Below are 18,261 nucleotides of genomic sequence, written 5' to 3' on the forward strand. Positions count from 1 at the left end.
ATTTGCCCAGCGAAAGTTGTTTCAGCCACACAAGCAATCCATCAGTCGCGACTAAGCCAAGCCATGATGCGCCGGGTCAGCCAGGCGGGCGTCAGCTGGCCGGACCAGTACAGCAGCTTGAATTGTCGGCTGATCGGCCGGTGTACTGCACGACTATGGCTTTGCGCCAAAGCAGCATGAGCCACGGCTTCAGCCTCCAGATTGACGCCCAGACGGCGCAATACCGGGGCCTGGAAGCGTTGGTTGTTAAGCATCGGCGTGCTGACAAACGGCGGCATCAGGTCACCGACGCGGATACCGTGCTTGGCCCACTCCAGGTCCAGCGCCTCGGTCAGCCCGCGCACGGCGAACTTGGAGGCCGAATAGCTGGCCAGATGCGGTACGCCATAGAGCCCGGAGGCCGAGCCCATATTGATCACCTGGGCGTCGGGCGTGGCTTTCAGATAAGGAAAGGCCGCGTGGGTCATATTTAGCAGCCCCTGCACGTTGATCTGCAGAATGCGCGCATGCTCGCTCAACTCGATGTCCTCGAAGTGCCCGCACCGCAGAATCCCCGCGCTGTTGAACAGCAGGCGCAACTGACCGCCATGCAGAGCGCAGAAGTCCGCCAGGGCGACCTTGACTGCCGCCGGGTCGGCCACATCCAGCTCGGCATGCCAGACGTTACCCAACTCACCGGCCAACTGAGTCAGCGCCTGGTGATTGATATCCAGCAACCCAACCTGCCAGCCGTGTTGATGAAACAACCTGGCGGTGGCGGCGCCGATCCCTGACGCGGCGCCGGTAATCAGAATATTGTTCACTCAGCAGCCCCGCTCACGCAGAAAACTCACCACTTCAGCCAGGGCAAAATCGGCGGCCTTGAGCATGCCCGCGTGGGCCTGAAACACGTGCCACAGGTTCGGATAACGCTGCAGGCGCACATCCACACCCGCCGCCTGGGCCTTGTCGGCAAAACGCAGGCTGTCGTTACGCAAAATTTCGTCTTCACCAACCTGAATCAATACAGGGGCCAGGCCATGCAGATCGGCAAACTGCGGCGACAAGCCAGGGTCGTCATGCGCCAAGCCTGCCGGGCAATACAGCGCCAGCGCCTGCTCCACCCATTTGCGGTGGATGAGCGGGTCACCGGCTGGCGGCTCGTGCAGCTGCGTACCGGTAAAGTCAGTGACCGGAGAGAAGCACACCAACGCTGCCGGTTGCGGCAGATCCAGATCACGCAAACGCAAACTGGTAATCAGCGCCAAGTTGCCACCGGCCGAATCGCCGCCAATCACGATTTGCTCGGGCGTATAACCTAGCTTCAACAGCTCCTGAAACGCGGCCAACGCATCGTCACGGGCGGCTGGGTACTGATGCTCAGGTGCCAGGCGGTAATCCAGCGCGCACACATCCATCTGTCCGCGTTTGGCCAGGGTCGAGCAGATCGTGCGGTGGGTATTCGCCCCGCCGATCAGGTATGCACCGCCGTGCAGGTAAAGCAGCACCGTGCCGCGACTACTCTGTGGTTTATGCCACTCACAGGATCGCCCGCCCAAGGTGCCGGCGCTACGGGTAACGCCACTCGGCGCCGGGCTGGCGGCTGTCAGCAGGCGCAGCACCGCGCGCTGTCCGGCAATCGGCATGGGTGGGCGTACCAGACCACGGAACAGCAGGCGCAGGCTGGTACGCAAAACGCTGCGCAGCAGTGCCTGATCGGCCGCCGGCGCGGTGAATTCAACGGGTGCATTCATAGTCATCAAGCTCCGGTGCGCGGGTCTGCTGGCGGTAAGTGAAGGTATAGCCCGGCCAGTTATTGGTGCTTTTGCCGGAGGCGGTTTTGTACCAGCTTGAGCAGCCCTGCTCCCATATCGTTCGATGTGAGCTGGCCTGAATCTGCTGGTTGTAGCGCTGCTGTACTGCGGCTTTTACGTCGACATAACGGACGCCTTGCTGGCGCAGCAAATCGATGCAGCCGAGCACATAGCGGAACTGACTTTCGAGCATATAAATGATCGAGTTATGCCCCAGGTTGGTATTCGGCCCGTAAAGAATAAACAGATTGGGAAAACCGCTGACGCTGATGCCCTTGTAGGCTTCGGCGCCGTCGCGCCAGGCCTGGTTCAGCTCCTGCCTGTCGAGCCCGCGAATTTGCATCGGCGCGAGAAAATCCGTGGCAGCAAATCCGGTGCCGTAGATCAGTACATCGCACGGGTGCTCGCGGCCATCGGCGGTGATGATGGCGCGCTCGCCGACGCGGCTGATCGCCTCGCTGATCACCGCCACATTGGGCTGCGCCAGGGCCGGGAAGTAGTCATTGCTGATCAGGATGCGCTTGCAGCCCATGGGGTAATTCGGCTGCAGCTGGGTGCGCAGCTGCGGATCACTGATGTGCTGATTAAGGTGCCGTTCGAAGCTGAAGCGAAACAGCTTCATCAGCCACGGCATGCTGATAAACGCTAGGCCGCGAACCTCGTGTTGCAGGTACTTGAGGCCGCGGTCGATGCGTTGCAGCCAGGGCAGCCGGCGCATTACCGCTAGTTCCCACGGCCGATAGGCGCGGTCCGGCTTGGCCAGCACATAGGCCGGCGAGCGCTGAAACAGCTGCAGCAGCTCGACCTTGGGCTGGATTTGCGGAACAAACTGGATCGCCGAGGCGCCGGTGCCGATCACCGCCACGCGCTTGCCGGTCAGGTCCAGGTCATGCCGCCAGCGCGCCGAGTGAAAGGCCTCCCCGGCGAACTGCTCAATTCCAGGCAACGCTGGATAGGCCGGCTGATTGAGCTGGCCGCAGGCGCTAATAAGCACCTCGGCGCAGAGCTCTTCGCCAGAGCTCAGGGTTACCCGCCACAGCGCTGCGGCCGCATCGAAAGCGGCAGACGCCACTTCGGCATTGCAACGAATACGCGGCCGCAGCTGATACTTGGCCACGCAGTGCAGCATGTAGCCATGGATTTCCGCCTGGGGCGCGAATTTGCGGCTCCAGTCGGTTTTCGGCTCGAAGGAAAAAGAATAAAGATGCGACGGCACATCGCAGGCCGCCCCCGGGTAGCTGTTGTCACGCCAGGTGCCGCCGACTTCTGCAGCCTTCTCCAGGATCAGAAAATCTTCGATCCCGGCCTTCTGTAACTGGATGGCAATGCCCAGGCCGCCAAAGCCGCTGCCGATAATCAGCACGCGCAACGGGGCCTGGTTCTGGGAAGTGTTGTGCATTTTTATATCCCCAACCGCAAACAGTGCGGATACCAAGATGCTACTTGCACGGCACGTGAGAGGTTATGGCATAGTCGGCCAATCGGTTGTGACTTTCGGACAAATCAGCGGATAACTGCATGTCGGCTCTTCCCTACAGCCTGCCACGACGCAGCATCACCAGTGTGCAACTGCTGACCCAGCTGGGCCTCGACCATGGTTTGAGTGTCGAACACTGCCTGCGCGACACCGGACTCAGCCCCCTGCAACTGGCCGAGCTGCACAGTGAAATCGAAGGTGCGCAGGAGCTGCAGCTGATCCGCAACCTGATCGAGGCCCTGCCTGGCCGGGATGACCTCGGCCTGCAAGCCGGTTTGCGCTATCAACTGACCACCTATGGCATCTGGGGTTACGCCCTGCTCAGCAGTCAGAGCTTCCGCCAGGCTGCCGACCTCGGACTGCGCTACTTGGACCTGACCTTTGCCTTTAACCGCATCAGCTTGCGTGAAGACGCCGACCAGGCGCATCTGCAGCTGGACGGCAGCCATTTGCCAGATCAGGTGCGCGACTTTCTCCTGCTGCGCGACACCGTGGCGGTGATGGTGATTCAGCGCGAACTGACCGGCAACCGCATGCCACTGGATCGCGTACAACTGAGCATGCCGGCGCCGGCTGACACTGCACGCTTTATCGAGCAATTCGGCCTGCTGCCGGAGTTTGCCTGCGCAGAGAACCGCATCAGCTTTTCCCGTCACCTGCTTGATCTGCCACTGCCCCGCGCCAATCCGCACAGCGCTCAGCTCTGCGAGCAGCAATGCCAGGCCCTGCTGGCCAAACGTCAGGTGCGCAGCGGCCTGGCCGGACAGATTCGTGATCGCCTGCTGAGCACACCGGGACGGCTGGCGGACATGGAAGTCATCGCCTGCGAACTGAACATCAGCAGCCGTACCCTGCGTCGCCGTTTGGAAGAGCAAGGCAGCAGCTTTCGCCAGTTACAGGAAGAAGTGCGCCAGGCCCTGGCCGAGGAATTGCTGGCCATCGCCAGCCTGAGCCAGGAGGAGATTGCCGAACGCCTGGGCTACAGCGAGGTGTCGAATTTCCTGCATGCCTTCAAACGCTGGAAAGGCCTCACGCCTGGGCAGTATCGTCAAACGCTGGCCTGAAAATACGACTGACAAGTCGTCGGTGCAGATGGCACTTTGCTATTTCATCCGCCAAATTGGCACTTTCCACCCTAAAGCCGGCGGCCATTTGCGCCGATACTGCTGAACAACCTACTGACTGGAGTTTTCATGCGACAGGGTTTCCTTGGGCAGTTCCTGCCACATGATTTGACCGACCAGGCCAGCATCCTGTTGGCCCGTACCCTCGCCTTCAGTGCCCTGTGCAGCATGGTCATTGGCCTGTACAGCTGTATCAAGTGGGGCCGCCTGGGCAACGATGCATTGATGTATGGCTCGTTGCTGCTGGTGCTCGGCATGCCGCTGATGCTGCTGGTACTGCGCAGCGCCTTGCTGCCGCTGGCTGTGCCAGCCAATATGGCGCTGGCCAGCATGGCCAGTTACTCGATGCTGCTGATCTACCAGCTGGGCGGCCTGCATTCGGCGCATATCTACTGGCCGGCGGTGATTATCGTCTTCGCCTACCTGCTGGCCGGCACCCGCAGCGCCATGGTCTGGAGCCTGGTTCAGGTGCTGTTCGTGTTCTGGCTGATCCGCCTGGAACGCAGTGGCGCCAGCCTGCCGGTGTTCGAACTGAGCCCGCGTGATGCGGCGGTGAACACCTACTCGGGCTACATACTGCCCGTACTGACCGTCTGGTTGGCGCAGTGGTACAGCGCACAACTGCGTAATCAGGCCCTGGCCGATGCCGAACAGGCGCTCAATGAATCCCGCGAGTTCGGTCAGCGCGCCGCGCGTAATCAGGATCAACTCGGCGGCATCGTCGATGACGTGCGCAGCACCGCCAGCGATTTGCTACAGATGGCCGGCAAGCTGCAACAGACCCTCGGTGGTATCCGCCAGCGCTGCCAGAGCATCGATACCGATGTGCAACAGCAGGCCGATGCCATGCACCAGCTGGATCTGGCGCTGCATGAAGTGCTCGACAGCCTCGCCGCTAGCACCGGCCATATGCAGCAGCTCAGCCAGGACACCCAGCACAGCAGCAGCCAGGTGAATGTCTGCGCACAGCGCATGGAAGATGCGCAAGCCAGCATGCAGGCCATTCAGCAGAGCAACCAGCGCATCGCCGAATCCATGCAGATGATCAGCGCCATCGCCCAGCAAACCAACCTGCTGGCGCTTAACGCCGCCATCGAAGCCGCCCGCGCCGGTGAGCATGGCCGCGGCTTTGCGGTGGTGGCCGATGAAGTGCGTAACCTCTCACAGCGCAGCAATGAAACTGCCGACACCGTACAGAGCGTGCTGGGCCAGTCGCAGCAGATCATCGACACCGGGGCGATGCAGGTCAGTGAGGTAGGCAGCGCGCTGAGCAGCAACGCCGGGCTGACTGACAACCTCTCCAGCTCAATCCTGCAACACAGCCAGGCACTTACCCAGGCGCACCAGCAACTGTTGCACGTGCGCGACAACAGCGCCGCGCAACGTGACGCCAGCCAACGCCAACGCGCCGCCAGCGCCGAACTGCTGGATGCTCAGGAGTCGCTGGTGCACCTGGGCCAACAGCTGGAGCAGCTGTCGCATCAGTTGCATCAGCGCGTGGCCAGCGCTTAGCTAGCACGCACCCTCTCCCAAGCCAGGGAGAGGGTAAACGCCAGTTTGAAAGTCAGTTCTGCGCTGACAGCCAGCCGAACGGCGGTTATTGTTCGGCCATGAACCAATCACCCCACACTCTGCTTCTGAGCTATCAACCGCCCTGGCAGTGGCAACAATTCCACGCGCACTTTGCCCTCCGTGCCCTGGCTGGGGTGGAAAGCTTGCAACCGCACAGTTACGCGCGCAGCGTGCTACTGGAGGACCAACCTGGTTGGTTCCGCGTGCAACCCCTGGCTGATCAGCACGCGCTGCAGCTGCACTACAGCGAATCGCTGCAGACCTGTCTGGCGACGCTTACTGCGCGGGTGCGCAAAATGTTTGATCTGGACTGCCAGCCGCAGCAGATCAGCGCGCACTTTGCTAACGATACGCAGCTCGGCCCGCTGGTTGCGCGAAATCCCGGCTTACGCCTGCCGACTGCTTTCGAGCCGTTCGAGCAGGCCGTGCGCGCCATTGTGGGTCAGCAGGTTACGGTCAAGGCGGCAGTGACCATTACCGGCCGCCTGGTTACGCGTCTGGGTGAATCACTGCAGTTTGCCGATGCGACCGATATTCAACGGCTGTTCCCCACAGCCGCAGCCATTGCTGACGCCAATCTGGACGGCATTGGCATGCCCGGCAAACGCGTGCAGACCTTGCAGCACTTCGCTGGGCAGGTGGCCAGCGGGGCACTGCGTCTGGATTTGCAAAACGGCTACACAGCCTTTGTCGAGCAGCTGTGTGCCCTACCCGGCATCGGCCCGTGGACGGCGGAATACATTGCCCTGCGCGCCTTTGGCGAGGTCGATGCATTTCCCGCCAGCGACCTGGGCCTGCTCAAGGCGCCGGTGTGGGGGCAGGAAGGCATCGACGCCAAACAGCTCAAGGCCCGCGCCGAAGCCTGGCGACCTTGGCGCGCTTATGCCGCGGCACACCTGTGGCACAACTACTCGGAGGGTTGAAGCGATGTTCTACCGCTACCACGACAGCCCAATTGGCCGCCTGCTATTGGCCGCTGACGAAACCGGCCTGCAACAACTGCTGATGGATATCGATGACAAGCCCTGGCATATCGGCGAACGCTGGCGTAGCGCCGCCAATGAACTGGATGAAGTGTGCAGACAGCTGGATGAGTATTTCGCCGGGCGTAGACAGCGCTTCGAAGTGCACCTGGCGCCGCAAGGCACGGTGTTTCAGCAAGCCGTTTGGCAAGCGTTGCAGACCATCCCGTTTGGCCAAACCAGCTGCTACAGCGCCCTCGCCGCCGAGATCGCGCGGCCCAAGGCGGTGCGCGCCGTCGGCGCAGCCAATGGCGCCAACCCGATTGCCGTCATCATTCCCTGCCATCGTGTAATCGGTCGTGACGGCAGCCTGACCGGTTATGCCGGCGGCCTGCCGCGCAAGGCGCTTTTGCTTAAGCTCGAAGGGGCGCAGCTGCCGGAACAGCGCTTGCTGAGCATTTAGCCTAGGGCTGAACCCGCGCCAGCACGCGCGCCGGAGCCTCTAGCGGCAACGCCAGAATCAGACCCTCGCCAGACGCCGGGTAGATGCCGGTCAGCGCGGTGATATTGACCTGATGGGAGACCAGCACCAACGGCGCACCACGCGGTTGTGCATTGATCTGCTCGATCAGCGCGGCGGTTTGCTCACGGGCGGTGTTGGGTGTTTGAAAGAATGAATCCAAGGCGGGCAGCGCTTCGACTGCGCCCAAGCCCATTTCGCGGGCCGTATCCTGAGCGCGGCACCAGCGGCTGCTGAGCAGACGCGGCTCGATCCACTGACTACGCAACAACTGTCCCCAGCGCTGCGCCTGCTCACGGCCAACTTGATTGAGGTTGCGCTGGGTGCGGCAATCATTCAGCTGGAAATTCGCCGGATCACCCGTACCGGGCGCTGTGGCATGGCGCAACAGCAGTACGGCGCGGCCTTCACGCAGCGCAACCCAGGCGTGCTTATCGCTGGCCTGAACCGCGCCACTCAACAGGCAAAGCGCCAACCACCACACGCCGGCCCGCCGCATAACTAGAACTTGACCGTACCGCGAGGCCCCAACAGCGCCCAAATGATCAGACCGATCACCGGCAACAGTACGATTAGCAAGATCCACAACACCTTGATGCCCGTTTCGGCGTTGCTTTTGATGACGCTGAGAATCGCCCAGATATCCAGCGCCAGAATGACCAGACCCAGTAAACCGTTGAACATTGAACCCATATGGTGTTGCTCCTATGCGAAGGGATCGCTTAAGTAGGATAGACGCTGGCCAGAAGAGTTCAGCCGCTTTACCTATCAGCAGTCATCCAGCCCCGCAAAGGCGGCGGCAAACTCACCCGCGACAGGCACAAAATCAGGCACCTTGGCGCTGTCAAACAGACGCAGCACGGCAAACCGTGGATGCTCGCCGCCATCGAACCAATGCGCCGTAGTGGCGGGCAACAGCAGCAGATCACCCTTCTCGCACAACAGGCTGTAGACGTACTCGCCGATATGCAGCGCCAGCAGGCCACGCCCGGCCAGGTAGTAATGCAGGTGGGCCGGCTGACAAGATTGCTCTGCGCGCAGGCGGCGGGCCAGCTCACTGCCCTCACCACGCTCATCACACAGGCTCAGCACCTCGGCAGTGGCGTAGCCATACGCGGTCATCAGCTGGTCGACCTGTACGCGACTGGCCGCCAGCAGCTCATCACTGGCTATACCGGCCGTGACCGCCTGCTGAACCGGCACCTGACTGAATTGCACGCCAACAGCAGCCAGAGTGCTGGCGATGTCCTCGGCGTGAGTCAGCAGCTTGTTCGGGTACTCGGGCGAAGACTGGTGGTAGACGGTCAGGCTGCTCATGCTCAAGGCTCTCGTACAGTCGGTTTCAAGTCAGCGGTTCAATTCAACAGCTAAAGGTTCAAGGACGCTCATCGCGCATATAGCGCGCGGTAATCACCGCAGCCGCCAGGGCAATCAGGCTGGCGATGGCAAAGGTCCAGGCCGCACCGAGGCTGTGCCAGCTATAGCCCGAATACAACGCGCCCAATGCGCCGCCCACGCCCGCCAGCGCGGCATACAAGGCTTGGCCTTGCCCCTGTTGGCGATCGGCAAAGCTACGCTGAACAAAATGCATGGCCGCCGCATGGAAACTGCCAAAAGTCGCCGCATGCATCAGCTGAGCGAACAGCAGCACCGGCAAATGCCCAGCCAGATTACCCAGCAACAGCCAGCGCACGGCAGTAATCAGAAAGCTCGCCAGCAGCACGGTACGCAGGGAATAGCGCGCCAGCAACCGGGCCATGACCATAAACAGCACGATTTCGGCCAATACGCCCAGCGCCCACAGCTGGCCGATCACCCCGCGCGAATAGCCTAGTGCTTCCAGGTGCAAACTGAGAAAGGTGTAGTACGGGCCATTGCTCAACTGCATCAGCCCGGCGCTGAGGTAGAAGGCGAGAATCCCCGGCCGCCGTAGTTGCTGGAGAAAGCCGCCCTGCTCCAGGGTGTTGGGGCGCAACTGCGGCTGTGCATTAGGCACCCACCAACTGCTCAAGACGATGCCGCTCATGATCAGAATCAGCGCCCAGGGATAGGCATCCAGGCTGAGCAACTCGAACAGCTTGCCGAGGCCCACCACTGCGACGATAAAGCCGATGCTGCCCCAAAGACGGATCTGGCTGTAGCGCGCCGCCTGCTCTTTGAGATGGGCAAAGGTGATGACTTCAAACTGCGGCAGCACCGCGTGCCAGAAGAACGCATGCAGCGCCATGATCAGCGCCAGCCAGGCGTAGCTCTGGCTGATAAAGATGCCGGCAAAGCACAGCAGCGTGCACAGCGCACCAAAGCGCACAATAGCCAAGCGCTGGCCCGTGTGATCGCCCAGCCAACCCCAGATATTCGGCGCAATGCAGCGCATCAGCATGGGAATGGCGATCAGCTCACCGATCCGCGCAGCGGAAAACCCCAGGTGATCGAAATACAGCGCGAGAAAGGGCGCGGTGGCGCCGAGCAGCGAGAAATAGAAGAAGTAGAAACCGGACAGACGCCAGTACGGCAAAACCGGGCTCATGCTGGGCACAAACCCGGTAGCGTGCTGCGGAGCGCACGTGGCCGCGCAGCAGCGTTGATCACAGCTGTGGCAGCACCGGCGTGCTGACCCGCACATCGGCATTCTGCGCGCGATGGCGCAGCAGGTGGTCCATCAGCACGATGGCCATCATCGCCTCAGCGATTGGTGTAGCGCGGATGCCCACGCACGGGTCGTGACGGCCCTTGGTGATGATATCCACCGGGTTGCCGTGAACATCGATCGAGCGCCCCGGCGTGGTGATGCTCGAGGTCGGTTTGAGCGCCAGGTGCGCAACAATCGGCTGGCCGCTGGAAAGCCCGCCGAGAATGCCACCGGCATTGTTCGAGAGGAAACCTTCAGGCGTCATCTCGTCACGGTGCTCGGTGCCGCGCTGCGCCACGCTGGCGAAACCCGCACCGATTTCCACGCCCTTGACCGCGTTGATGCTCATCAGCGCATGGGCCAGTTCGGCGTCCAGGCGGTCGAAAATCGGCTCGCCCAGGCCGGGCATCACGCCCTCGGCAACCACGGTGATCTTCGCCCCAACCGAATCCTGATCACGGCGCAGCTGGTCCATATAGGCTTCCAGCTCCGGCACTTTGTCCGGATCGGGGCTGAAGAAGGCGTTCTGTTCGACGCTGTCCCAGGTCTTGAACGGAATTTCAATCGGGCCGAGCTGGCTCATGTAGCCGCGAATCACGATGCCCTGAGTCGCCAGGTATTTCTTGGCAATGGCCCCGGCGGCCACACGCATGGCGGTCTCGCGCGCCGAACTGCGGCCACCACCGCGGTAGTCACGCACGCCGTACTTGTGGTGATAGGTGTAATCGGCGTGGGCCGGGCGGAAGGAGTCCTTGATCGCCGAGTAGTCTTTGGACTTCTGGTCGGTATTGCGGATCAGCAGGCCAATCGAGCAACCGGTGGTCTTGCCCTCGAACACACCGGCAAGGATTTCCACCTCATCGGCTTCCTGGCGCTGGGTGGTATGACGGCTGGTGCCTGGTTTGCGCCGATCAAGATCGCGCTGCAGGTCTTCCAGGCTAATCTCCACCCCCGGCGGACAGCCATCGACAATGGCGACCAACGCTGGGCCATGGCTTTCGCCGGCGGTGGTGACAGTGAACAGCTTGCCGTAGGTATTGCCGGACATGTGCAAAACGCTCCGCGAAAATCAGCTCCGAGGCTACGCCAGCCGGCGCAAAGCCTCATTTGGATAAAGGCGGCGAGTATACCCGTGGCGTCCGCGCAGATCATCCTCGAACCTTCAGGGCAGATAAACGTCCAAGATGCTCACCCCCGGCAGTTCCTTTCCATGACCCGAGCTCTTCTGTTGCCCCTTCTTTTCTGCAGCGCCCTGCTAAATGCCGCGCCCAACGCCGCCCACACCACCACCGCACACAGCAGCGTGCAGCAACCCATGCGCCTGCAGACCGGTCAAGGTACGCTGCATGGCACGCTGCTCAAGCCCAGCAACAGCAAGCCGGTGGCCGTGGCGTTGCTGATTGCCGGCTCAGGCCCCACCGACCGTGACGGCAACAACCCCGAAGGCGGCCAGAGCGACAGCCTCAAGCGCCTGGCGCAAAGTCTGGCCAAACAGGGCATCGCCAGCCTGCGCTATGACAAACGCGGTGTAGCCGCGAGCCGCGCCGCCACCCCAGATGAACGCAACCTCAGTGTCGAGGGGTATGTCAGCGATGCCGTGGGCTGGGCACAGCTGCTCAGGACTGATCCGGCGTTTGACCGACTGATTCTCATCGGCCACAGCGAAGGTGCGCTGATTGCCAGCTTGGCGGCCGAACAGGCCCAGGCCGATGCCCTGGTGGCGATTGCCGGCAGCTCGCGGCCGATTGATCAGTTATTACGTGAGCAACTCGCCGCTCGCTTGCCCCCACATCTCATGGCGCAGAGCAATCACCTGCTTGACCGCCTATTGGCCGGGCAACTCACCCCGCAAGTGCCCAAAGACCTGCAGGTGCTGTTTCGCCCCAGTGTGCAGCCCTATTTGATTTCGCTGCTGCGGCAGAACCCCGGTCAAGCCTTTGCCCGCCTGCAGATTCCGGCGCTGATCGTACAAGGCAGCCACGACATTCAGGTCAGTGTCGCCGATGCCCATGCCTTGCAGGCGGCCAAGCCTGATGCCGAGTTGCTGATCATCCCCGGGATGAACCATCTGCTGCGCATCAGCGCGCTGGATTTACCGGCGCAACTGGCCAGCTATGACAATCCTCGGCTACCGTTGGCACAGGGGCTGGGCGAGCAGATCGCCCAGTTCATCCAGCGCAGCGGCAAAAAGCCAGCCTCCAGTTAGCCGAGCGGCGGCCGATAAGCGCATCAGACGACACCTGAAGATGTCGCGCACAGGATCGCCGTGTATGACTGACAACCCAGAACCACAGAACGATACCGACGCCGCTTCGCAGGATGTCGTCGAGCAAGCCCACCCGTGGGCCGATCTTGCGCCCGAGCACTTTCGCCTCTTGCGCCTGACCGCCTTGCCCACCGACCGCCACACTGGCGCACGCCCCTTGCGCTTTATCCAGTTCGGCCGCGTCGAGCGGCTGGGCAAGCAACACAGTTTGCTGCGTTTAAGCTTGCAGCTCCCCGGTCAGCGGGTGCGTAAGGAGCAGAATATTCTCGAAGTCTGGGCCGATCACGAACAACGCCTGCTCAGTTTCGGCCCCGACAGCGCACTGCAGGTGCAGCCGGAAAACCGAGGTTTAGGGCGCTTTATGCTGGCCCAGGGGATTAGCTGGGCGCGTCAGCACTTCGCCCACTATCAAGTGGCCAACACCATACTGCCCAGCAAGGACGCCTTCAGTGAAGAAGCCCGTACGCGTCGCGACCACTGCCTGCAGGCCCAGGGCTTTGTCGTCGAGTACCTTGACCCACTGAATATCAAGGCGCATTGCGTCGCACCACGGGTCAGCTCACTGCATGGCGACTGGCATACGGAAAAAGTGCAGATCGTCGAGTTGCTGGACGCCGCCAGCATGCTGCAGCAGGCTGACCAGAGCCTGCGCGAGCAGGAAGTGAAAGTACGCAAACTGGAAGAGCGCATTGAGGTTTTCAAACGCGAAGACAACGGTCTGCGCTTCACCATTACCTGCCTGGTGGCCTTCTGCGTGTTTCAGGCGGGGTTGCTGATCTGGATTGCCACGCGCTAACGGATGGCGCGGGCCTGGCGATACTGCCCTGGCGCCACGCCATAGGCCTGTTTGAACTGCCGACTCAGATGGCTCTGGTCGGCAAACCCCAGCTGCATCGCCACACTCAGCGGCGCACAGCCATTCCTTAATAACGCCCGAGCCTGTTCCAGGCGGCGCTGCATCAGCCAGCTATGCGGCGGCAGGCCGGTGGCGCGGCGGAATACGCGTGCGAAATGAAATGGCGACAAGCCCACCACCTGCGCCAGTTCCTCCAATGAAGGAGGCGACGCCAGCTGGCTGCTGAGTAATTCTTTGGCGCGGCTGACCGCATGCGGCTCATGGCCTGGTGCCAGGACCTCAGGCAGATGCGCATGGCGCTGAAACAGCAGCAGAATCGCCTCACGCCAGGCAGTTTGCAGCTGCAGCGCCGACGCCTGGCTGTCCAGTAATTGATGCAAGGTGACGAACTGGTGATGCAGCTGTGGATCATGCAGCACGCTGAGCGCGAATGACGGCATGCCCTTTTGACCCCATTCCAGCTCCGCGAGCACGCCGCATACCTGCGTATTGTCCGGGTAAAAACCGCGGTAATGCCAACCCAGATCATGAGCTTTGGAGCCGGTATGCAGCTCGTCCGGGTTGATCAGCACCATGCTGCCGGCCGGCGCCAGATGATCGCTGCCGCGATGACGAAAGCGCTGCGCACCATGTTCAATAACGGTGAAGACAAACCCTTCATGCACATGCGGGGAAAAGCGCTGCTCAACATAATGCGCCTGCAACAGCTCTACCCCGCCCAACTCGCGTGATTGCCAGAACCGTGTCTGCTCGCTGTGTGCCTGCGCCATGAGTCAACCGCTGAAACGCGCCTCCAGCTGCTGCTTGATCGCCGGCCAGTCGTGATCCGTGATGCTGTACAACACGCTGTCGTCCAAACGCCCGTCGGCCAGGCGGCGATGGTTTCGCAGCAGACCTTCGCGCTGCGCGCCGAGCTTTTCGATGGCACGTTGAGCGCGTAGGTTGCTCGCAGCGGTTTTTAGCTGAACGCGGACCAGCCCCCAGTGCTCAAAAGCGTGCTTGAGCATCAGATACTTGATAGTGGTATTGAGGCCCGTGCCGTGCTGGCTGCGATCCAGCCAGGTCCAGCCAATCTCCGCGGCGGGCAAGCTGTTCATAAAGTCGCCGAAACGGGTAGTGCCCACCAGCTGGTCGCCCAGGCGAATCACAAAGGGCAAGGCCCGCCCTTCGCGCTGATCAAGCAGCCCTAGGCGGTACCAGTCCAATCGCAGGCTGCCACTCATGTAGATCAATTCTTGGCGATTGGCTTCGGCCAGGCTGATCAAAGCCGGGATATCGGCATCGACCATTGGCTCGATGCGCAAACCACCACGTTGCAGGGTAATCAGTTGCGGCTTGAACATAGGGTCCCTCCTCGGACAGAGTCGCAGGCGCGACACGCTAACAGGGCCAACACGTGTGCACAATCCACAACAGCAACAGGTTCTACACCAGTGCGACCTTGGTCGTGCCTGACGCATCGCGACTTTGCTGCGAGACTGACACCCATCATCTGCCGTCGACGCTGATGCGGTAGGCTCTGGGCAGCCGCTGCGCTGCCAGGTAAGACCCCGGCAGCCCCCTATAGTTTGTTTTCGGAGTTTGCATGACCCTGTCTAGCGGGCTGATCGCCGCGGTTGCGCTGATTTACATGGCCCTTCTTTTCGCCATCGCCTTCTACGGCGACCGCCGCGCCACGCCCATGCATCCGAAGGTTCGCGCCTGGGTGTACAGCCTGTCGCTGGCGGTGTACTGCACCAGCTGGACGTTTTTCGGCGCTGTAGGCCAGGCCGCTGAGCAGCTGTGGTCATTCCTGCCGATTTATCTAGGCCCAATCATCGTTCTGGTCTTCACCCCCTGGGTGCTACAGAAGATGGTGATGATCAGCAAACAGGAAAACATCACCTCGATTGCTGACTTTATCGCCGCGCGTTACGGCAAATCCCAGACGCTGGCTGTAGTAGTGGCGCTGGTTTGCCTGGTTGGCGTATTGCCCTATATCGCTTTGCAGCTCAAAGGCATCGTGCTTGGGGTCAACCTGCTCAGCGGCGCAGGCGCCGGCGCCAATGGCACCGGCGCTCAGGACACCGCGTTGATCGTCTCACTGGTGCTGGCACTGTTCACAATATTGTTCGGCACACGCAACCTGGATGTCACCGAACACCACCGCGGCATGGTCCTGGCAATTGCCTTCGAGTCACTGGTCAAGCTGCTGGCCTTCCTCGCCGTCGGCACGTTTGTGACTTACGGTTTGTACAACGGTTTTGGCGACTTGTTCAGCCAGGCTAAAGCCAGCACTGAACTGGCGGGCTTCTGGGCAGAAACCGTGAACTGGCCGGCGATGATGACCCAGACGGGGCTGGCGATGATTGCCATCATCGCCCTGCCCCGTCAGTTTCATGTGGCCGTGGTGGAAAACATCGAGCCCAAGGATCTGCGCCTGGCGCGCTGGGTGTTCCCCGCCTACCTGATACTCGCCGCGTTGTTTGTGGTGCCCATTGCCTTGGCCGGGCAGATGCTGCTGCCGGCCGGTATCACCCCCGACTCCTTCGTGATCAGCCTGCCGCTGGCCGAAGCCCATCCGGCGCTGGCCATGCTGGCCTTTATCGGCGGCGCATCGGCGGCCACCGGCATGGTAATTGTCGCCTCAGTGGCGCTGTCGACGATGATTTCCAACGACATGCTGCTGCCTTGGCTGCTGCGCCGGCAGAACACCGAACGGCCCTTTGAAGCATTCCGTTACTGGATGCTCACAGCGCGACGGGTAAGCATCGTGGTGATTCTGCTGTTGGCCTATGTGTGCTACCGCCTGCTCGGTTCCAACGCCAGCCTGGCAACCATCGGCCAGGTCTCCTTCGCCGCCATCGGCCAGCTGGCCCCAGCGATGTTCGGCGCACTGGTGTGGAAGCAGGCCAACCGCCAGGGCGTATTCGCCGGGCTGTTCGTGGGCGCGCTGATCTGGTTCTACACCCTGGTCATGCCGCTGGTATCGCGCAGCCTGGGCTGGCCGGTGGATGCCTTACCGGGCATACACACCCTGCTGTACGGGCCGATTGGTTTTCAGGTCGACCCGCTGACCCGTGGGGTGGTGCTGTCCCTGGCCGGCAACTTCCTGCTGTTTGCCTGGGTTTCCTACTTCTCGCGCACCCGGGTGGCCGAGCACTGGCAGGCCGGGCGCTTTATCGGCCATGACCTGGGCAACAAACCGAGTAACCGCAGCATGCTCGCGGTGCAGGTCGGCGACCTGTTGCTGCTGGCCAACCGTTTTGTCGGTGAAGACCGCGCACGGCAAAGCTTTATGCGTTTCGCCTACCGCCAGGGCAAAGGCTTCGACCCCAACCAGACCGCCAACAGTGAATGGATCGCCCACACCGAACGCCTGCTGGCTGGTGTGCTCGGCGCCTCATCGACGCGCGCCGTAGTCAAGGCGGCCATCGAAGGCCGCGAGATGCAGGTCGAGGATGTGGTGCGCATCGTCGACGAAGCCTCGGAAGTGCTGCAGTTCAACCGTGCGTTACTGCAAGGCGCCATCGAGAACATCACCCAGGGCATCAGCGTGGTCGACCAATCGCTGCGCCTGGTGGCCTGGAACCACCGTTATATCGAGCTGTTCAATTACCCCGAGGGCCAGGTGTATGTCGGCCGCCCGGTGGCTGAACTGATCCGCTTCAACGCCGAACGCGGCCTGCTCGGCGGCGGTGATATCGAGGAGCACGTCAGCAAACGCCTGTACTGGATGCGCCAGGGCACGGCGCACACTTCAGAGCGACTGTTCCCCAACGGCCGGGTGATCGAGCTGATCGGCAACCCCATGCCAGGCGGCGGTTTTGTCATGAGTTTCACTGATATCACCGAGTTCCGTGAAGCCGAGCGCGCACTGAAAGACGCCAACGAAGGCCTGGAACAACGCGTTAGCGAGCGCACCCAGGAGCTGTCACAACTGAACCAAGCGCTGACCGAAGCCAAGGGCGTAGCCGAAGCCGCCAACCAGTCGAAAACCCGCTTTCTGGCCGCCGTCAGCCATGATCTGATGCAGCCGTTGAATGCTGCGCGGTTGTTCTCCGCCGCCCTGTCCCATCAGGACGACGCCCTGCCCGCCGATGCCCGTGAACTGGTGCGCCATCTGGACAGCTCGCTGCGCTCGGCCGAGGACCTGATCAGCGACCTGTTGGACATCTCGCGCCTGGAAAACGGCCGCATCACTCCGGACCGTCATGCCTTTGTGCTGAACAATTTGTTCGACACCCTGGGTGCAGAGTTCAGGGTGCTGGCTGCCGAACACGGCGTGGACTTCCGCCTGCGCGGCAGCCGCCTGCGGGTCGACAGCGATATCAAACTGCTGCGGCGCATCCTGCAGAACTTCCTGACCAACGCCTTCCGCTACGCCAAGGGCCGTGTGCTGCTCGGCGTACGCCGCAACGGCCAGCAGCTGCGTTTGGAAGTCTGGGACCGCGGACCGGGAATACCGGAAGACAAACGCAAAGTGATTTTTGAGGAATTCAAACGTCTGGACAGCCACCAAACCCGCGCTGAAAAAGGTCTGGGCCTAGGCCTGGCGATTGCTGACGGCCTGTGCCGAGTGCTCGGTCATCAGCTGGAAGTACGCTCTTGGCCAGGCAAAGGCAGCGTATTCAGCGTCACCATTCCCTTGGCATTGCACGCCGAACCGCCGGTGCTACTCAGCCAACCCGACCACAATGGACAAGCACTGGCCGGCATCCAGGTGCTGTGTATCGACAACGAGGACAGCATCCTCGCCGGCATGCACAGCCTGCTGTCACGTTGGGGGTGTCAGGTGTGGACGGCACGCAATCGCTTGGAGTGCGAGCACCTGCTGAGTGAAAACGTGCGGCCGCAGCTGGCACTGGTGGACTACCACCTGGATGACGGCGAAACCGGCACCGAGCTGATGGCCTGGCTGCGCACGCGCTTGGGCGAGCCGCTACCGGGTGTGGTGATCAGCGCCGACGGCCGCCCCGAGCTGATCGCTCAGGTGCATGCCGCCGGCCTGGATTACCTGCCCAAGCCAGTCAAACCGGCCGCTTTGCGCGCCCTGCTCAGCCGCCATCTAGCGCTGCGCTGA

At 61.8% G+C, this 18,261-nt stretch carries 17 protein-coding genes; 7 read left to right on the plus strand and 10 right to left on the minus strand.

Annotated features, from left to right (window positions below):
• Positions 1–41: 41 nt before the first annotated feature.
• Genes ALTER154_RS00470 through ALTER154_RS00480 form a run of 3 tightly spaced genes read right to left on the minus strand, consistent with a single transcriptional unit; the run spans position 42 to position 3,192 of the window.
• Positions 42–803, minus strand: coding sequence for an SDR family oxidoreductase (locus tag ALTER154_RS00470; RefSeq protein WP_160084809.1), 762 nt, complete (start codon positions 801–803; stop codon positions 42–44).
• The gene (locus tag ALTER154_RS00475; RefSeq protein ID WP_160084810.1) at positions 804–1,733 is read right to left on the minus strand and encodes an alpha/beta hydrolase; all 930 of its coding nucleotides are present in this window, start codon (positions 1,731–1,733) and stop codon (positions 804–806) included. It lies immediately after the preceding gene.
• Positions 1,717–3,192 carry an NAD(P)/FAD-dependent oxidoreductase gene (locus ALTER154_RS00480; protein ID WP_160084811.1) on the minus strand — a complete coding sequence of 492 codons (1,476 nt, stop codon included), beginning with the start codon at positions 3,190–3,192 and terminating at the stop codon, positions 1,717–1,719. Before ALTER154_RS00480 ends, ALTER154_RS00475 begins: the two co-directional genes overlap by 17 nt.
• A gap of 119 nt (positions 3,193–3,311) precedes the next feature.
• Here ALTER154_RS00480 and ALTER154_RS00485 point away from each other — a divergent pair, with 119 nt between their 5' ends.
• From ALTER154_RS00485 to ALTER154_RS00500, 4 genes are all read left to right on the plus strand, one after another.
• Complete coding sequence (locus ALTER154_RS00485; RefSeq protein ID WP_160084812.1) at positions 3,312–4,334, plus strand: AraC family transcriptional regulator; 1,023 nt, start codon at positions 3,312–3,314, stop codon at positions 4,332–4,334.
• 1,032 nt (positions 4,335–5,366) lie between these two features.
• Complete coding sequence (locus tag ALTER154_RS21155; RefSeq protein ID WP_372239940.1) at positions 5,367–5,906, plus strand: methyl-accepting chemotaxis protein; 540 nt, start codon at positions 5,367–5,369, stop codon at positions 5,904–5,906.
• Positions 5,907–6,004: 98 nt separating this feature from the next.
• Entirely contained in the window at positions 6,005–6,889 is an 885-nt protein-coding gene (locus ALTER154_RS00495; protein ID WP_160084813.1) for a DNA-3-methyladenine glycosylase, read from the plus strand.
• Positions 6,890–6,893: 4 nt separating this feature from the next.
• Entirely contained in the window at positions 6,894–7,391 is a 498-nt protein-coding gene (locus tag ALTER154_RS00500; protein WP_160084814.1) for a methylated-DNA--[protein]-cysteine S-methyltransferase, read from the plus strand.
• A gap of 1 nt (position 7,392) precedes the next feature.
• On the opposite strand, the gene ALTER154_RS00505 is transcribed toward ALTER154_RS00500, so the two are convergent.
• From ALTER154_RS00505 to aroC, 5 genes are all read right to left on the minus strand, one after another.
• Complete coding sequence (locus ALTER154_RS00505) at positions 7,393–7,947, minus strand: histidine phosphatase family protein (RefSeq protein ID WP_160084815.1); 555 nt, start codon at positions 7,945–7,947, stop codon at positions 7,393–7,395.
• Between the two features lie 2 nt (positions 7,948–7,949).
• Positions 7,950–8,141, minus strand: a complete 192-nt coding sequence (locus ALTER154_RS00510) for a PLDc N-terminal domain-containing protein (protein WP_090247827.1) — start codon at positions 8,139–8,141, stop codon at positions 7,950–7,952.
• A gap of 75 nt (positions 8,142–8,216) precedes the next feature.
• Positions 8,217–8,765 carry an acireductone dioxygenase gene (locus ALTER154_RS00515; RefSeq protein ID WP_160084816.1) on the minus strand — a complete coding sequence of 183 codons (549 nt, stop codon included), beginning with the start codon at positions 8,763–8,765 and terminating at the stop codon, positions 8,217–8,219.
• Positions 8,766–8,823: 58 nt separating this feature from the next.
• On the minus strand, positions 8,824–9,975 hold the full coding sequence (locus ALTER154_RS00520) for an MFS transporter (protein ID WP_160084817.1): 1,152 nt from the start codon (positions 9,973–9,975) through the stop codon (positions 8,824–8,826).
• A gap of 58 nt (positions 9,976–10,033) precedes the next feature.
• Positions 10,034–11,125 (minus strand): chorismate synthase, encoded by a 1,092-nt coding sequence (aroC, locus tag ALTER154_RS00525; protein WP_160084818.1) that lies wholly within the window; start codon positions 11,123–11,125, stop codon positions 10,034–10,036.
• 162 nt (positions 11,126–11,287) lie between these two features.
• Here aroC and ALTER154_RS00530 point away from each other — a divergent pair, with 162 nt between their 5' ends.
• On the plus strand, positions 11,288–12,283 hold the full coding sequence (locus ALTER154_RS00530) for a S9 family peptidase (RefSeq protein ID WP_160084819.1): 996 nt from the start codon (positions 11,288–11,290) through the stop codon (positions 12,281–12,283).
• Positions 12,284–12,347: 64 nt separating this feature from the next.
• Positions 12,348–13,139 (plus strand): hypothetical protein, encoded by a 792-nt coding sequence (locus ALTER154_RS00535; RefSeq protein ID WP_160084820.1) that lies wholly within the window; start codon positions 12,348–12,350, stop codon positions 13,137–13,139.
• Here ALTER154_RS00535 and ALTER154_RS00540 read toward each other — a convergent pair.
• Together ALTER154_RS00540 and ALTER154_RS00545 are read right to left on the minus strand one after the other, a co-directional pair.
• Positions 13,136–13,969 carry an AraC family transcriptional regulator gene (locus ALTER154_RS00540; protein ID WP_160084821.1) on the minus strand — a complete coding sequence of 278 codons (834 nt, stop codon included), beginning with the start codon at positions 13,967–13,969 and terminating at the stop codon, positions 13,136–13,138. The genes ALTER154_RS00535 and ALTER154_RS00540 overlap by 4 nt on opposite strands.
• 3 nt (positions 13,970–13,972) lie before the next feature.
• Positions 13,973–14,542, minus strand: coding sequence for a GNAT family N-acetyltransferase (locus tag ALTER154_RS00545; RefSeq protein WP_090247839.1), 570 nt, complete (start codon positions 14,540–14,542; stop codon positions 13,973–13,975).
• Positions 14,543–14,784: 242 nt separating this feature from the next.
• Between ALTER154_RS00545 and ALTER154_RS00550 the strand changes: the two genes are divergently transcribed.
• Positions 14,785–18,261: a PAS domain-containing hybrid sensor histidine kinase/response regulator gene (locus ALTER154_RS00550; protein ID WP_160084822.1), complete on the plus strand. Its 3,477-nt coding sequence runs from the start codon at positions 14,785–14,787 to the stop codon at positions 18,259–18,261.

The organism is Pseudomonas sp. 9AZ, assembly GCF_902506525.1.
In the GTDB taxonomy this organism is placed as follows: Bacteria; Pseudomonadota; Gammaproteobacteria; order Pseudomonadales; family Pseudomonadaceae; genus Aquipseudomonas; species Aquipseudomonas peli.

What these genes read in the sequence shown, in the direction of transcription:
- ALTER154_RS00535 (WP_160084820.1), top strand. Translation starts at nt 12,348, where the DNA reads ATGACTGACAACCCAGAACCACAGAACGATACCGACGCCGCTTCGCAG.
- ALTER154_RS00485 (WP_160084812.1), top strand. Translation starts at nt 3,312, where the DNA reads ATGTCGGCTCTTCCCTACAGCCTGCCACGACGCAGCATCACCAGTGTG.
- ALTER154_RS00550 (WP_160084822.1), top strand. Translation starts at nt 14,785, where the DNA reads ATGACCCTGTCTAGCGGGCTGATCGCCGCGGTTGCGCTGATTTACATG.
- ALTER154_RS00475 (WP_160084810.1), bottom strand. Translation starts at nt 1,733, where the DNA reads ATGAATGCACCCGTTGAATTCACCGCGCCGGCGGCCGATCAGGCACTG.
- ALTER154_RS00530 (WP_160084819.1), top strand. Translation starts at nt 11,288, where the DNA reads ATGACCCGAGCTCTTCTGTTGCCCCTTCTTTTCTGCAGCGCCCTGCTA.
- ALTER154_RS00545 (WP_090247839.1), bottom strand. Translation starts at nt 14,542, where the DNA reads ATGTTCAAGCCGCAACTGATTACCCTGCAACGTGGTGGTTTGCGCATC.
- ALTER154_RS00495 (WP_160084813.1), top strand. Translation starts at nt 6,005, where the DNA reads ATGAACCAATCACCCCACACTCTGCTTCTGAGCTATCAACCGCCCTGG.
- ALTER154_RS00540 (WP_160084821.1), bottom strand. Translation starts at nt 13,969, where the DNA reads ATGGCGCAGGCACACAGCGAGCAGACACGGTTCTGGCAATCACGCGAG.
- aroC (WP_160084818.1), bottom strand. Translation starts at nt 11,125, where the DNA reads ATGTCCGGCAATACCTACGGCAAGCTGTTCACTGTCACCACCGCCGGC.
- ALTER154_RS00505 (WP_160084815.1), bottom strand. Translation starts at nt 7,947, where the DNA reads ATGCGGCGGGCCGGCGTGTGGTGGTTGGCGCTTTGCCTGTTGAGTGGC.
- ALTER154_RS00500 (WP_160084814.1), top strand. Translation starts at nt 6,894, where the DNA reads ATGTTCTACCGCTACCACGACAGCCCAATTGGCCGCCTGCTATTGGCC.
- ALTER154_RS00510 (WP_090247827.1), bottom strand. Translation starts at nt 8,141, where the DNA reads ATGGGTTCAATGTTCAACGGTTTACTGGGTCTGGTCATTCTGGCGCTG.
- ALTER154_RS21155 (WP_372239940.1), top strand. Translation starts at nt 5,367, where the DNA reads ATGGAAGATGCGCAAGCCAGCATGCAGGCCATTCAGCAGAGCAACCAG.
- ALTER154_RS00515 (WP_160084816.1), bottom strand. Translation starts at nt 8,765, where the DNA reads ATGAGCAGCCTGACCGTCTACCACCAGTCTTCGCCCGAGTACCCGAAC.
- ALTER154_RS00520 (WP_160084817.1), bottom strand. Translation starts at nt 9,975, where the DNA reads ATGAGCCCGGTTTTGCCGTACTGGCGTCTGTCCGGTTTCTACTTCTTC.
- ALTER154_RS00480 (WP_160084811.1), bottom strand. Translation starts at nt 3,192, where the DNA reads ATGCACAACACTTCCCAGAACCAGGCCCCGTTGCGCGTGCTGATTATC.